The organism is Prevotella sp. khp1 (assembly GCF_900102205.1).
GTDB classification, from domain to species: domain Bacteria; phylum Bacteroidota; class Bacteroidia; order Bacteroidales; family Bacteroidaceae; genus Prevotella; species Prevotella ruminicola.
Genome location: NZ_FNJZ01000002.1, coordinates 483,846 through 498,939, shown reverse-complemented (window position 1 = coordinate 498,939; position 15,094 = coordinate 483,846). Strand labels below are relative to the sequence as shown.

At 50.3% G+C, this 15,094-nt stretch carries 8 protein-coding genes; 4 read left to right on the top strand and 4 right to left on the bottom strand.

Annotated features, from left to right (window positions below):
- Nucleotides 1-32 precede the first annotated feature (32 nt).
- From BLR73_RS07850 to BLR73_RS07835, 4 genes are read left to right on the top strand one after another with little or no spacing between them, the layout of a single operon-like run.
- Complete coding sequence (locus tag BLR73_RS07850; protein ID WP_091860863.1) at nt 33-1,148, top strand: glycoside hydrolase family 88/105 protein; 1,116 nt, start codon at nt 33-35, stop codon at nt 1,146-1,148.
- Nucleotides 1,145-2,890 carry a heparinase II/III domain-containing protein gene (locus BLR73_RS07845; RefSeq protein WP_091860860.1) on the top strand — a complete coding sequence of 582 codons (1,746 nt, stop codon included), beginning with the start codon at nt 1,145-1,147 and terminating at the stop codon, nt 2,888-2,890. The genes BLR73_RS07850 and BLR73_RS07845 overlap by 4 nt, the downstream gene beginning before the upstream one ends.
- Entirely contained in the window at nt 2,887-4,065 is a 1,179-nt protein-coding gene (locus tag BLR73_RS07840) for a DUF4861 family protein (RefSeq protein WP_091860858.1), read from the top strand. The genes BLR73_RS07845 and BLR73_RS07840 overlap by 4 nt, the downstream gene beginning before the upstream one ends.
- A complete protein-coding gene (locus BLR73_RS07835; protein WP_033150644.1) occupies nt 4,062-5,324 on the top strand; it encodes a DUF2264 domain-containing protein in 1,263 nt (420 codons plus the stop codon). Before BLR73_RS07840 ends, BLR73_RS07835 begins: the two co-directional genes overlap by 4 nt.
- 90 nt (nt 5,325-5,414) lie before the next feature.
- Here the strand turns inward: BLR73_RS07835 and BLR73_RS07830 are convergent, their stop codons facing one another.
- The 4 genes from BLR73_RS07830 to BLR73_RS07815 form a co-directional block, all read right to left on the bottom strand.
- Nucleotides 5,415-7,364, bottom strand: a complete 1,950-nt coding sequence (locus tag BLR73_RS07830; protein WP_091860855.1) for a RagB/SusD family nutrient uptake outer membrane protein — start codon at nt 7,362-7,364, stop codon at nt 5,415-5,417.
- 24 nt (nt 7,365-7,388) lie between these two features.
- Nucleotides 7,389-10,430 carry a SusC/RagA family TonB-linked outer membrane protein gene (locus tag BLR73_RS07825; RefSeq protein WP_369821145.1) on the bottom strand — a complete coding sequence of 1,014 codons (3,042 nt, stop codon included), beginning with the start codon at nt 10,428-10,430 and terminating at the stop codon, nt 7,389-7,391.
- Between the two features lie 173 nt (nt 10,431-10,603).
- Nucleotides 10,604-14,458 (bottom strand): hybrid sensor histidine kinase/response regulator transcription factor, encoded by a 3,855-nt coding sequence (locus tag BLR73_RS07820; protein WP_091860849.1) that lies wholly within the window; start codon nt 14,456-14,458, stop codon nt 10,604-10,606.
- Nucleotides 14,459-14,482: 24 nt separating this feature from the next.
- Nucleotides 14,483-15,085: a WbqC family protein gene (locus BLR73_RS07815; protein ID WP_033150640.1), complete on the bottom strand. Its 603-nt coding sequence runs from the start codon at nt 15,083-15,085 to the stop codon at nt 14,483-14,485.
- Between the last annotated feature and the right edge of the window lie 9 nt (nt 15,086-15,094).

The following is a 15,094-nucleotide window of genomic DNA, read 5'->3' as shown; positions in this document are numbered from 1 at the left end:
CCTTTTAAAACAAAAACAAACAAACGAACTCTATGAGAAAACTATTATTATTGGCATGTTTGCTGAGCACCATGATGGTTCAGGCCAAGCGATGGACTACCGACGAGGTAAAGGACATGATACGCTTGGTTAACACCTACTGGCAGACCAATAATCCAGCCGAAGTACGCTCTTTCTGGGACAACGCCGCCTACCATACAGGTAATATGGAGGTGTACAAGTTGTTGCAGGATGAGCAGATGCTGGACTACAGTATTCGCTGGGCGGAACACAACCAGTGGAAAGGTGCCACCGAACCCAACCCCGCCAACTGGAAATACAAGAACTACGGTGAGGGACAGGACTATGTACTGTTTGGCGACTGGCAGATCTGCTTCCAGACGTACATAGACTTGTACAACCTGCAACCCGACGAGAAGAAGATAGCACGCGCCAAGGAGGTGATGGGCTATGAGGCCGACTCGAAAGCCAACGACTACTGGTGGTGGGCCGACGCACTCTACATGGTGATGCCCGCACTCACTAAGATGTACAAACTGACTGGTGACACCAAGTATCTGCGCAAACTCTACGAAAACATCTGCTACAGCGATAGTATCATGCTCGACAAGGAGACTGGACTGTACTTCCGCGATGGCAAATACATCTACCCAAAGCACAAAACCGCCAAGGGCAAGAAGGATTTCTGGGCACGTGGCGATGGTTGGGTGCTGGCCGGACTGGCCAAGGTGTTACAGGATATGCCCGAGACTTACGTCCGTCAGCCATTCTTTGTTGAGAAGTACGTGAACCTGGCACGCGGCGTGAAGAAGTTGCAGCAGCCACAGGGCCACTGGACCCGCTCGATGATGGACCCAGAGCAGGCGCCTGGCTATGAAACCAGCGGTACAGCCTTCTTCTGCTACGGCCTGTTGTGGGGCGTTAATCACGGTTATCTGTCGAAGAAGGAGTTTGCCCCCACCATCGATAAGGCGTGGAACTATCTCACCACCATCGCCCTGCAGAAGGACGGTAAGGTGGGTTATGTACAGCCCATCGGCGAGCGCGCTATTCCCGGACAGACAGTAGATGCCAACTCGCAGGCCAACTTTGGTGTTGGTGCCTTCCTGCTGGCCGCATGTGAATACGTGAAATACATTAGCCGATGAATCTGTTATTAACAATAGCACTCGGTATAGCCAACCTGTTACCGCAGGCTGAGGATGCGTTCTGGCGCGACTCCATCCCTCAGGAGATGAAGCAAAGCTATACCGTATATGGCGAACAGTATCTGGGCAAAGCGTGGACGGCTTTGCCCTGGACTGTTTTTGCTGAGAACAAGATAACCGGTAACCGCGTAAACTACGAGGGTATCTGTTTTGAGAAGCGTCGGCATCTAGCTGCACTTGTGATGGCAGAGATTGTAGAAGGCAAGGGAAGGTTTATGAACGACATCATCGATGGAATCGGTAGTTTTTGCGAAGAAACCTGGTGGGGCATCCCCGCCCACTATGGCAAACGCATCCCCCTGCAGGAGATACAGGAGGTTGACTTGTTTAATGCCGAGACAGCCAGTTTGATTGTATGGACACGCTATATGCTGGAGAAGCAGTTGGATGCCTTCTCGCCCGATATCTGTCAACGTATCGACCGAGAGGTAGAACAGCGTATCCTGAAACCTGCCGTAGCCAACAACTACTGGTGGAAGACAGCAGGCATGAACTGGAACCCATGGATCTGCAGCAACTGGCTGGCCTGTGTGCTGATCTGTGAGAAGGACGAGGCCCGCAAAGCCGAAGCCATCGCCCAAATAGAAAAGGCCACCCATGCGTTTATCGACGCCTACCCCGAGGATGGCGGTTGCGATGAGGGTCCTGGCTATTGGGACCGCGCCGCAGCCTCGATGTTCGAGGTACTGAGATTACTGCCCGATGCCTCACATTTCGATGCGCAGGCCGAAAAAATCAGAAAAATGGCTGCTTACAGCTATAAGACCTATATCGGGAATGATTACTGTGTGAACTTTGCCGATGCACACGAGAACAAGGCTGTGCAACAGGTAAACATCGTGTATCCATTCGGTCACTGGCTGAACGATAAAACCATGCGCGAGTTTGGCGCTTACTTAGGACGAACCAAGCAAGTGCTGACCCAGCCTGCCAAGCTTTACGATAAGAGCGGCAACTTCCCAACACTGGGGCGCGAGCTGTTCTTCTTACGAAATATTCGCGATTTCATCGCAGAAAAGCCTCAGGAGCCACTCATTAAGGATGCGTGGTTACCTAACCTACAGATTATGACTGCGCGCCGTGGCGGCCATTTTACAGCCTTTAAGGGCGGACACAACGGCGAGAGCCACAATCACAACGACGTGGGCTCGTTCTTAGTATATGTTGATGGCGAACCGCTGCTGATTGATCCAGGCGTGGGCGAATATACCGCCAAGACCTTCAGCAACAGTCGCTACGAGATATGGACCATGCAGTCGGGCTATCATAATCTGCCACAGATTAACGGCACCGACCAGCAGGATGGAAAGGCGTTCGGCGCCAAGGTGGTAAGTCACCAGAACGGAAAACTGACACTCGACATTGCTGGAGCCTATCCCCAAGAGGCTGCAGTAAAATCGTGGAAACGCACCGTTACAGCCACTAAATCGGGTGTATCGGTAACCGAGGACTTTGAGCTGGATGCCTACAAAGCTCCTACCCGATTGATGCTGATGACCACCAACCGCGATGCGCTGAAGCACATCAGCTACAACGCCAACCAACTGGAAGCAGTTATCGAGGATATCAGCAACCAACTCGACCCGCTGCTGCAAGGCATGTGGGGAAAAGAGATGTACCGCATTGTACTAACGGTGAAATCGGCAAAAACTAAGCAACAAATCAAATATAGTATCAAATGATTAGACTACTACTTACTATAGTTTTGCTGGGTGCACTGACCAAAGGGGTCAGTGCCCAGCAAACAACCCTTACGGTAACCAACCCAAGCGACTACCAACGTCAGGAGGTAGTAGAAGCCGACTTACAGACGGTATCTAACCGATTAGGCTTAAACGCAGGCGAGACATTCGTGATTAAGAACGGCTTCGGCCAGGAGCAGGCTTACCAGCTATCGTACGATGGCAAGCTACTGATGTATGTGTCGGTTCAGCCCCACAGCAAAGCTGTATTCACCATCGAGAAAGGACAGCCAGCTGCGATGAAATCGTATGTTTATGGAAGATTGTTCCCCGAACGTGCCGACGATATGACCTGGGAGAACGATCTGGGCATCTATCGCATGTACGGTCCAGCCCTGCAGCGTAGCGGTGAGAAATCGTTCGGTACCGACGTATGGACCAAAAGCACCCCAGAACTGGTTTTAGAGAAACGTTATAAGATGCACCTGTGGGGTGTGGGACAACGCGACTCGCTGAAAAGAGCTGGCAAGTCCAAGGAGGCCAACGAGATATACCTGGCCACATCGTTCCACCACGACCATGGTGAGGGAATGGATGTTTACTCTGTTGGTCCGAGTTTAGGTTGCGGCGCACCTGCGCTGATGAAGAATGGCGAACTGGTTTATCCTTATTGCTTTAAGGACTACAAGATATTGGACAACGGTCCGCTACGTTTCACCGTAGAGCTGACCTATCATTCCAATAACGATGGCGCAACAGAGCACCGACTGGTGAGTCTGGATCGCGGTTCGCATTACAACAAGATAACCGTATGGTACGACGGTATGAAACAGAAAACCGGCTGGGCTACAGGTGTGGTGCTGAATGGCGAGGGTGAGTTAGCGCTTGGCAAAGACTATGTGCTGTATGCCGACCCCACCGACAACCCCAAAGTAAACCAGTCGCAGATTTACGTGGGTACCTTGTTCCCTAACGGTGTGGATGAAACCACCCGACTTAACGGCAACAAGAACCACGCCTTGGGCATTGTGCGCCATTATAATGGCAAGCCCTATACCTATTATTTCGGCTCAGCCTGGAGCAGCAACGACGTGAAGACGATGGCCGAGTGGCAGCTTTTGGCCGACAACTATCTGAACAATATCAAGAATCCACTAATAACAGACATCAAATGAAACGAACAACAACCTTGTTGGTATTAGCCCTGATGCTAGTAATACCAACGCAAGCCAAAAAGACAAAAACGCCAGAACAAACCGACCGTCAGTACTGGTGCTCGTTAGCCTACAAGATGGCCCAACCCGTATTGGAGAATATGGCCAAGGGCGAGCTGCAGAAGAACATGAAGACAGAGTTCTCGCCCTCGTTTGATAACCGCGACCGCTCGGTGGTATATATGGAAACCTTCGGACGCCTGATGGCTGGTGTAGCCCCTTGGCTTGCACTACCCGACGACAATACCGCTGAGAGCCAGCAGCGCCACCAACTGCGCGAGTGGGCATTAGCCTCGTATAAGAACGCTGTTGATCCTGCTTCGCCCGACTATCTGTGCTGGGGTAAGGCCGGACAGAACCTGGTAGATGCCGCTTATATCGCCGAATCGTTCCTGCGTGCCTGGGACACCCTGTGGCAGCCGCTCGACGAAGTAACCAAGCAGCGTTACATCAAGGAGTTTCAGGCCTTAAGAAAGATCGACCCTCCCTACACCAACTGGTTCCTGTTCTCATCAACCATCGAGAGCTTGCTGGCTAAGGCTGGTGCTCAGTACGATGAGTTCCGCGTAAACACCACCTGCCGTAAGGTTGAAGAGTGGTATGTGGGCGATGGCTGGTATGCCGATGGCCCCGTGTTTGCTTTCGACTACTACAGCAGCTACGTGTTCCATGCGATGTATCTGGAAACCCTACAGGCAATGGTAGATGCAAAAGCCAATACCCGTATCGACTATCAGAAGTACTACGATCGCGCCCTGAAGCGTGCACAGAAGTACGCTATCATCCTGGAGCGATTCATATCGCCAGAGGGTACTTTCCCCGTAATTGGCCGCTCTATCCCCTATCGTACAGCCGCTATGCAGACGTTGGCTTTGATAGCCTGGTATCAGAAGCTGCCTAAGGAACTGAGCAACGGACAGGTTCGCGCTGCCCTTACCAAGGTGCATCACCGTATGTTCGACTATCAGCAGAATTTTAACGATGCCGGTTATCTTACTATCGGTTTCTGCGGTTCACAGCCTGAGGTTGCCGATTGGTACACCAACAACGGTTCGCTTTATCTCACCAGCTTGAGCTTGATGCCACTTGGTTTGCCAGCCGATCATCCTTTCTGGACCGATGCTGCTGAGCCTTGGACACAGGTAAAAGCCTGGAACGGACAGAAGTTCCCTAAGGATCACCGCTGGGGTGATGATATCCGCACGCACGATAAGTGGTAATAATTCCCACACGCGGGAATAAAAAATGATACACGGGCCGTCCAGATTTGGGCGGCCCGTGCTAATAGAGAAAAACGGTTATCTAACTAATTAATTTCTGTAAGCAGGGTTCTGATAAGCAGTCTTCTCCTCCTCGGTCATCTCCATACCATCGAGCTGTCCCTGTGGGATAGGACGGATATAGTAACCAGCAGGAATATCACGCTTAACTGTCTGCAGATCCTTATCGGTGTAACCAGCACCTGCGATGCGGTATGTACCGGCACGCTCACCCCACTTCTGTGTACGAACGAGGTCGAACCAACGGTATCCCTCACCCCAGAACTCACGGCTACGCTCGTCGAGGATAAAGTCGATAGTGATAGTAGCAGGAGTAGCAGCTACCATTTCAGCGCTCTTATCTACAGATACAGCCTTGTCGTCGTTCTGGCTATAGGTCTGCTTACCGGCACGGGCACGGAGCACGTTAACCAATGTCTTAGCCTCGGTCTGCTTGCCAAGCTTCACAGCTGCCTCGGCACCGATGAGATAGAACTCAGAGAACTTAGCTACATTCCAAGGACGTGGGCTACCACCATTAACCTTTGAACCCAGACCACCATCGTTATCAGTACGATAGATACCAATCTTCCAGTTGATGGGGTACTTCTTACGGCTGATGTGGTTAACAGCAACTACGAAGTCAGGACGACCTGCCATCTCACCAAATCCGAGCTTACCATCGGCACCAGTGTAGTTAATCTTGCTGTCCTCGCTCTCAGGAACCCAGCTGAAGTAAACCTCGTTTGGATATACCTTCTCGCCATTAGCACCGATTACGTAAGGCTCAGTGTTACCACTCTTCTGCCAGTTGGTGTGATAGCGCAGGGTGAAGGTTGCATCGTAACGTGAGTCGATAGCCTTAACAGCATCTTCCCAAACACCACCTTCCATGAAGTTGTCGGCGATAGGAGCCATACGGGTCCAAGGACGACCGAGGGCCTGAACAGCCTCACGCTGGATGGGGTTGATAGTGTTACCCGAAGCAGCCTTGGCAATCATCTCAGTGTAGTTCCAGGTCTCCATCCAGTAAGCGAAGTTCTCAGGAGAACCACCGCTACCCCATCCGTAGCCAGCACCACCGTTACCATACTTCTCGTCCTCATCATGATCAGCGTAGAGCATGATCTCAGAGTTGCGGTCGTTGGTAGCAACGTTTACATCATAGAATGTAGGCTGCAGAGCGTATGGGCCAGGATTGTTGATGGCAGCCATAGCGGTATCGTAAGCCTTCTGGAAGTAGCTGTTAGCCTGGCTGGCATCGCGGCTGCACTCTGGGAAGGTAGGAATGTTGTTAGGATTCTCCAACCACCAAGCGTAGGTAAGATAAGCCTTTGAGAGATACAGACGAGCCAGGTTCTTGGTAGCAGTACCTGTGAGACGTGGGTTCTCAGGAAGCTCGTTAACAGCCTTCTCGAGGTCAGCGAAGATAGCAGCATAAACCTCAGGAACAGTGTTACGTACAGAGGTACGAACGGTAGAAGTGTTGAACTTCAGTTCGCCAGCACCCAGATCGAGGGGCACACCACCGTAGGTCTGCACCAGGATGAAGTAGTCGAATGCACGGAAGAAGTGAGCCTCGGCGAGCAGAGCTGGATCGATACCAGCCTCAGCACCATTCTCGATAATACCGCTGGCGGTATTGATGTTTGCAAACAGGGTACCCCATGCGCCACCAGCAACGGTGCTTGAAGGAGTAACAGAACCTACACCTGAGAGGTCGGCATCCTTAAAGTTACCATCGGCACTCTGTGCGTATGTGTACTCATCGGTACCTGTCTCGAGGGTGTTCAGGTAGTAACCGTTGCCATAGAAATAGCGCAGGTGAGCGTAGAGCGATGTCAGACCGCCCTCAATACCCGCCTTCGTATTGAAGAAGGTTGGGTCGAACTGGCTACGGGGCTGCTCATCGAGCACGTTATTGCAGGATGTCATGGTTGTAGAAAGACCACAGCATACGAGACCCGCAGCAAGAATATATTTGATACTTTTAGTTTTCATAACTCTTAATTCTTTAATGATTCATTAGAATGTTACATTAACACCGAAGATGAAGTTGCGGGTAGCAGGTGTGTTATAACCTACGATAGGCATTCTGTGACTACCGAATGAGTAACCTACAGCCGTATTCTCGTTTGACCAAGAGTTGGTCTCTGGATCAAGTCCGCTCTCGTTGTTGTATGGCGAGAAGAGAACGAATGGGTTCTGAACGGTAGCGTACAGGCGCAGACGGCTGATACCAAGATCCTTAACAGCCTGCAGCTTGTCGAAGTTGTAACCCAGTGTGATGGTGCGGAACTTCAGATAACCAGCATTGAAGTAACCCAGTGTTGAACCGTACTTGGGGTTATCACTGCTCTGGATACCACCTGGTTTTGGATACTTAGCACCAGTGTTGTTCTCAGTCCAGTAGTCAACGTCGATGTTGTTACGACGACCAGTAAGCATGTTCAGGTAACCGTTTGAAGAGTGGATAGCAGAGATGAGCTTACCACCAATCTGGAAGGCACCGATAACAGTCAGGTCGAAGTTCTTATAAGCAACAGTAGTATTGAAACCACCAATCAGGTCGGGCTCCATGCTCATGATCTGACGATCGTCAGGACCAATCTGGCGACTTGGTGTAACACCATCTTCCTTAAAGTCACCCTTAGAGGCATCGCCACGATACTTCACCTTAATCATACCTACGTTACCACCTGGCTCAAGAATATCCAGATATGGATCGTCCTTCTGCCACAGACCTACATATTCATAGTCGTAGATAACATCGATAGGATGACCAACGAACCAGAGGTTACCCTCATCGCGATCAGCACCTGATGCCAGCTCAACCAGCTTGTTGCGGTTCTGGTAAACGTTGATACCAGCCTCCCAGTTCCAACCATTCTTGTTGTCGATGATGATACCGTTCAGAGAGAACTCCCAACCCTTGTTCTGAGTCTTACCGATGTTACCGGTATAGCTGCTTACACCTGATGTATCAGGCAGTTTAACGCTCAGCAGGATATCGTTAGTCTTCTGAGTATAGTACTCGAACGATCCAGACAGACGACCATTGAAGAATGAGAAGTCGAGACCGAAGTTCCAAGTCTTAGAGTACTCCCAACCAAGCTCTGGGTTAGGCAGAGAGTTTACATAGTAACCTGACTTATAAGTAGAACCGAAGTTGTAGTTACGTGTAGCCAGACCACCGAGAGTAGAATATGGGTTGATAGACTGGTTAGAAGTCTCACCATAACCTACGCGAAGCTTCAGGTTGTCGATCCACTTCAGGTTCTCCATGAAGTTCTCACGGGCAATGTTCCAACCGGCACTTACTGCAGGATATGTGTGCCACTGATGACCCTTAGCCAGACGTGAAGAAGCATCTGAACGGAGGGCGGCTGAAATCATATACTTATTATCATAAGAATACATCACACGTCCCATCCAAGAAACGAGACCGCTCTGCCAGTAGTTATAACCAGTGAGGTTAGACTGACCTGTAGCCTTGTCGAGTGCATAGTACTGGAAGTAGTCGGCAGGAATCTCCTGTGCTGTAGCACCAGTCTGCTCGTAAGTAGTCTGCTCGGCAGAGTACATAGCAACAACATTCAGATTGTGCTTCTCAGCGAAGGTGCGGTCGTAGGTGAGCAGGTTCTCAACAGCCCAGTTACGTGTCTGGTTCTCGTAGATAGAACCACTGTTAACAGCATTGGCATCCTTATTATTAATACCTGTACCTGTGAAGCTACCGCTCTTAGAGCTGCGGAAGTTCAAACCAACGTTTACACGATAGGTCAGACCCTCAATCCATGGGCACTTCAACTCGGCGAACAGTGTGTTGTATGAACCGATACCCTTGTTCTCGCTCAACCATACATCCTTATCGCGCTCAACAGTCTCCTTAGTAACCACAATCTGGTCGTCGGCAGGCAGAGCGTTGTAACGCTTCAGGTTACCATCAGCATCGTATGGGCTTGACAGAGGAGATGAACCCAGTACAGCGTACATATTGTTCACACCCTGAGTTTTGCGATAGCTGTTGTTGGTGCTCAAACCAAAGCGGAAGTACTTACCAATCTTCTGGTCGAAGTTACCACGAACAGAGATACGGTCGTAACCCTCGGTAGGAACAACCGACTCGTCCTTATAGTAACCAGCACCGAAGCTGAAACTACCACCATTGGTACCACCAGCAACACTCAGGTCGTGGTTGTGGCTGATACCAGTCTGATAGTACAGATCCTGCCAGTCGGTGTTAGTGTTTTCGCTCTCGTCGAGTGAGTTCTGGTACAAACCAGCATACTGACGCATCTTTGAGAACGTAGGACCGTCCATCATAGGATACTTGTGGAAAACCTTCTTGAATGATACATATCCATTATATGTAACCTTAGCAGGTGCCCCCTGGTTACCCTTAACGGTTGTGATGATGATAACACCGTTAGCACCACGCGAACCGTAGATAGCGGTAGCAGAAGCATCCTTCAGGATATCCATCGACTTGATGTCGGCTGGGTTGATATCTGAAAGCTGACCCATGAATGGAATACCATCGAGCACAATCAGAGGGTCGTTACTTGCAGTCAGTGAGCGCTGACCACGAATACGAATCTGCATCTCAGCACCTGGCTTAGAAGATGTCTGTGTCATCAAAACACCAGCTACACGACCCTGCAGAGCCTGAGCGGCGTTAGTAGCTGCAACCTGGTTAAGTTTCTCACCACCAATGTTTGCAACAGAACCGGTAACGGCCTCACGACGCTGGGTACCGTAACCGATAACAACAACCTCGTTTACAACGTGGCCGTCTTCCTTAAGATTGATTTTTAAGTTATCGCCGGCCTTAACCTCCTGCGATACGTAGCCTACATATGATACAACAATTGTTGCACCTGGCTTTACATTAAGAGTGAAGAAGCCGTTGAAATCGGTAACGGTACCATTATTAGTACCCTTCTCCATAACCGTGGCACCAATCAGCGGACCCTGAGAGTCAGCTACATAACCGGTTGCCTGCTTCGTTTGCTGTACGGAAGCTACTGCTGCGGTAGCTGCCGAAGCCTGCTGTACAGGAGCCATGCCTAAAAAGCACAATCCTGCAACTAAGGCTGTTTTCTTTGCTTTGAAACTCATACGTTTGGTTTGTTAGTTAAAATTTAATTAATTGAATAAAAGAAAAAAATCTGCCGCAAAGATAGGCAGATTCTTTTTTAGAGGCTTTAACGTATGTTGCGTTTCGTTTCACTTTTGTCTCAACCGGGGTTTTTTAGTCCTTTTTGCTCAATATATTCGGTTGGAGACACTCCAAATTGCTTGCGGAACACCGTTGAAAAGTGTGCTAAGTTACTAAATCCAACTGAATATGCAACCTGTGTAACATTGATTTTTTGCTCCTCGAGCAGACGTACGGCTTGCTCCAAACGAATGTTTCTGATAAACTCGCTGACGGGGATTCCGGTGAGTTCCTTCATTTTTCGATGCAGCTGGGCGCGACTGATGCCAACACCCTTGGCCAGCATCTCAACACTAAAGTCGTTATCATCCAAATGTTCGTTCACCTCTTTCAGCACACGTTCCATCAGCAGCTCGTCGTTACCCTTAATAGGTTTCTCCTCAATCTTATCCTTGGGCTGTTGCAAACCCGAGTATTTGCCCTTCAGTCGCAGGTTGGTGCTAATCAGGTTGTTGATCACCATGTGCAACTCGTCCATATCAAACGGTTTGGCCAGGAAGGCGTCGGCACCTTTCTCCAAGCCCTCCAGACGGTTGGCCACAGCAGCCTTCGAGGTAAGCATCACTACTGGGATATGATTCAGGTTCATATTGGTCTTAATCATTCGCAGCAGCGTAAAGCCGTCCATCTCGGGCATCATCACATCGCTCACCACCAGGTCGAACTGCTTCTCGGATTCAGAAAGCAGCAGGCGCAGGGCCTCACGACCGCTGGTTACGGGGGTGATATGATAGTAGCAGCCCAGCTCCTGAGCGATATAGCGACCTATCTCCTCATCGTCGTCAACAATCAGTACCTGATAGCTATACTGCGAGCGCTGGCGTGTTGTCTTCTCTTTCTCCTCAACCTTCAGCAGCTCTTCTTCCTTCAGATGTTCGCAGCCCAAAGGCAGGTGAACGGTGAACACACTTCCCTGCTCGTCGCTGCGATTGGCGGCCTCGATAGTGCCATGATGCATCTCAACCACCATCTTGCACAGGTTCAGGCCGATACCTGTACCCTCGATATGCATGCTACGCGAGCTGGCACCCTGATAGAAACGGTCGAAGAGCTTGCGTGGGTCGCCCTTGATGCCCATACCATTATCAACCACCTGCAGGATAGCTGTCTGCGTATCGGTATCCTGGGATACACACACCTCAATCTCACCACCATCGTAGGTGTACTTAAAGGCGTTCGAGAGCAGATTGTCGACCACCTTATCGATGGCCTTACGATCGAACCACACACTGAGTTTATCGAGCGTAGGCGCATAGCGGAAGTTGATATGACGCTCGTTGGCTGTATATTCGTACGACTTGAGCAGGTTGCCCACATATTGTACCATATCGGTTTCCTGGCATTGCAGCTTCATCTGCTGGCGGTCCATCTTACGGATATCAAGTATCTGGTTCACCAGATTCTGCACGCGCTGGGCGTTATGCTCGATGGTCTTCAGCTCGTTGGTTACCTCTGGGTCGAAGTCGCGCTTCAGCAATTTGTGCAGCGGACTCATGATGAGCGTCAGCGGCGAGCGGATATCGTGGGTGGCGTTGATGAGGAACTTCATCTTATCCTCGTCCAACTCCCGGCGACGACGACGAACATAGCCCCAAACCAAGGTGCCAAGCGTCAGCAGTCCTATACATATATATATAATGTACGCCCACGAGGATCTGTACCAAGGTGCATGCACAATAATGTGGTAGATCTCGGTATCAGAATAAATACCGTTGTCGTAGGCTCTCACCTCGAGGATATACGAACCGGGCTGCAGGTGGGTAAACGATACCACGTTACGACCTACTTCGGTTTGTCCCCACTCGCGGTTGCCGTTCAATCGGTACTCGTAAATCACGTTCTCGGCATTGGCAAAGTTGAGCGACGAGAACTCCAACGCAAAGGTGTTGTCGATGAAATCGAGCTCGATGCGCTTGGTGCTGGGACGTGCCACACCGCCTACATAGACGCCTGTAAGCAGCACTTTGCCTATTTCGGAATTCTTTATCTGCAGATCGGCAGGATTAAACGAGGTGATACCATCGCTAAAGCCGAACCAGATGCGACCATCGTGGGTGCGCATAGCTGTACCGCTGACATACTCGCGACTGGCCAGACCATTACCGTAAAGATAGCTCACAAACTGCTGGTCGGCATGTTTGTACTGCCAAAGACCCATAGTAGTACTAATCCATAAGTCGCCAGCCTGATCCTGGATGATACCGTTCACCACCTTGTTGCTCAGCACTTCGGCATCGGGGAACGGTTTGGCTTTTTTCTCCTTTTCATCGTAATAATACAAGCCTGAATAGGTGCCGAACAACATCTTATGATCGTGCGTTTCGCAGACTGATTCGATGGTGTTATAATCAAGCAGCACCTCCCAGCCATACGAACGGAAACTATCTTCGGCAGGGTCGTAACAGTTAATACCCGAAGCCGAACAAATCCAGAGCTTACCACGACTGTCAAACAGCAGTTCTCTGATCCAGTCGTTATGCAGTCGGCCTTTCGGTCCGTCGCCATCGTACATGCTGAAATGGCGCAATTCATCGGTATTGGTATCGTACGAGAAGAAGCCCAACGAATAAACCGAGAAGAAGAGTTTGCCCTTTCCATCGTCGGTAATCGAGTTAACAAAGCCGCTCTTGAACGATGTCTTAAGCTGATACTGTCCGGTAAGAGGGTTGTAGGCATAAAGTCCAGCGTTGGTACCAAGCCAATAACGGCCCATTCCATCGCGGTATATCACATACGTACCATCGGGCGAGGCTGGATGAGCCACCAAGCGACCCGCAGCATCAAATCCGAATACACCGTTATTCTGTACAGCACACCAGGTCATACCGTTGTCGCCAGCACAGATAGAACTGAGCGAACCGCCTGTACTCAGGTGCTGATCGATGAACTTCCACGAGCGGAAGGGCGACTGGTGCTGGGGAATAAGCAGCAGACCGCGACTCTGACAACCAATCCACAGGTTCTCCTGATTATCCTCGAACAGCGCCCAGATGGTAGCTGTGTTCAAATCCAACGAGGCATTCTGGAACTCATAGCGGCGCATACGGCGCTCGCCACGAGGCACCCACCACAGACCATCGCCCATGGTGCCGATATACAGGTTGCCAGCCTTGTCGCACTTGGCGGTACGCAACACCAAGTCCTTACCACGCATCTCGCCTGGGTCGATATAATCGGATGTCAGCTGTCCGTTGCGATAGTAAAGCAGTCCGTGATTGCACACTATCAGCACACCGCCCTCGTAACCTACAAAACCGGTTACCATACCGTAAGGCGACAGCAGCTCCTCGATCTTACCTTTGGGCGAACGGCGGATAATGGAATTACCATGACCCGATTTCCAGAAATAGCCCTTTTGATCGATAAAAATATAACTAAAATAGTTTTTATCTGCCTTGGCGTAGCCCTCAACACGCTGCGAATTGTTGGTACGGGTATCTACGCGATACAATCCGTAACCGGCTGTACCAATCAGCAGGTGGTTGGCATCTTCCTGAATGATGGCATTGATACGAGGTATGCTGGTGGCACCTTTCATCTCAACCGAAATAAACTGGTTGGTAACAGGATCGAAGCGGTCGAGACCCAGCTGGGTACCCACCCAGAGGGTGCCGTTCACATCCTCGAACAGATACGATATCACATTGCTGCTCACAGTATTGGGGTTACCTTTCTCGTGCAGATAGTTGGTAAAACGGTAACCGTCGTATTTGTTCAAACCATACTCGGTACCAATCCAGATGTAGCCGTCCTTATCCTGGCATATCTGGGTTATCTGGTTACTCGACAGTTTCTCTGACGTGTAGAAGTGCGATTGACCAGAACTAAGTAGTGTAAATGTTGATAGTAATGTAAGTAGTAGATAACGGAACATTGTTTTTAAATTGAGGTTTACAAGTTATAAATAGAAGATGCTTTCGGGCCCCATGTTAAATAGCAGGTCTAACACCGACAGATTGGGCAGGAACCCATGTTTCTGGGCGTACACCTGATAATAGGGCTTAGGCGAGAAATCGGCATCGGGTGCCGGATGTTTAGGGTTGATGGCTGAACGGTAGTCAGTCAGATCTATTGGTTCGGGGATGAACTCAGTTGTTCGGGCCACTTGGGGCTGAATATCGATGAGTTCGCACATTTTCTGGCTGATGGCCTCGTTAAAATCTACCAGATAGTCCCATCGCTGCTCAAAAAACGGGCGGATGTCGTCCTGGTAATACTCAAAGAAAGGCGATTCGCCATAAGCGCTCTGCAGGGCCATCCAGTGCAGATGGCGCCAGTTGCCATGATCGCTGATGCGGATATCCTTGATAAGAGGCGATGTGCCACGCTCAACGGGCACGGTAAGGGCTTGCACACCATTGGTGGTGGCTATCAGGCAGCGGTTGCGATAGGTCTGCTTCAGGAAACTCTCCCACTGTTCAATCAGCACAGTGTCAGCCCGATGCAGCTTCTGATACCACTGCACCGGGCCGAAATAGGTTGTACTGAGCAAAACCTGCATGGTTCTACC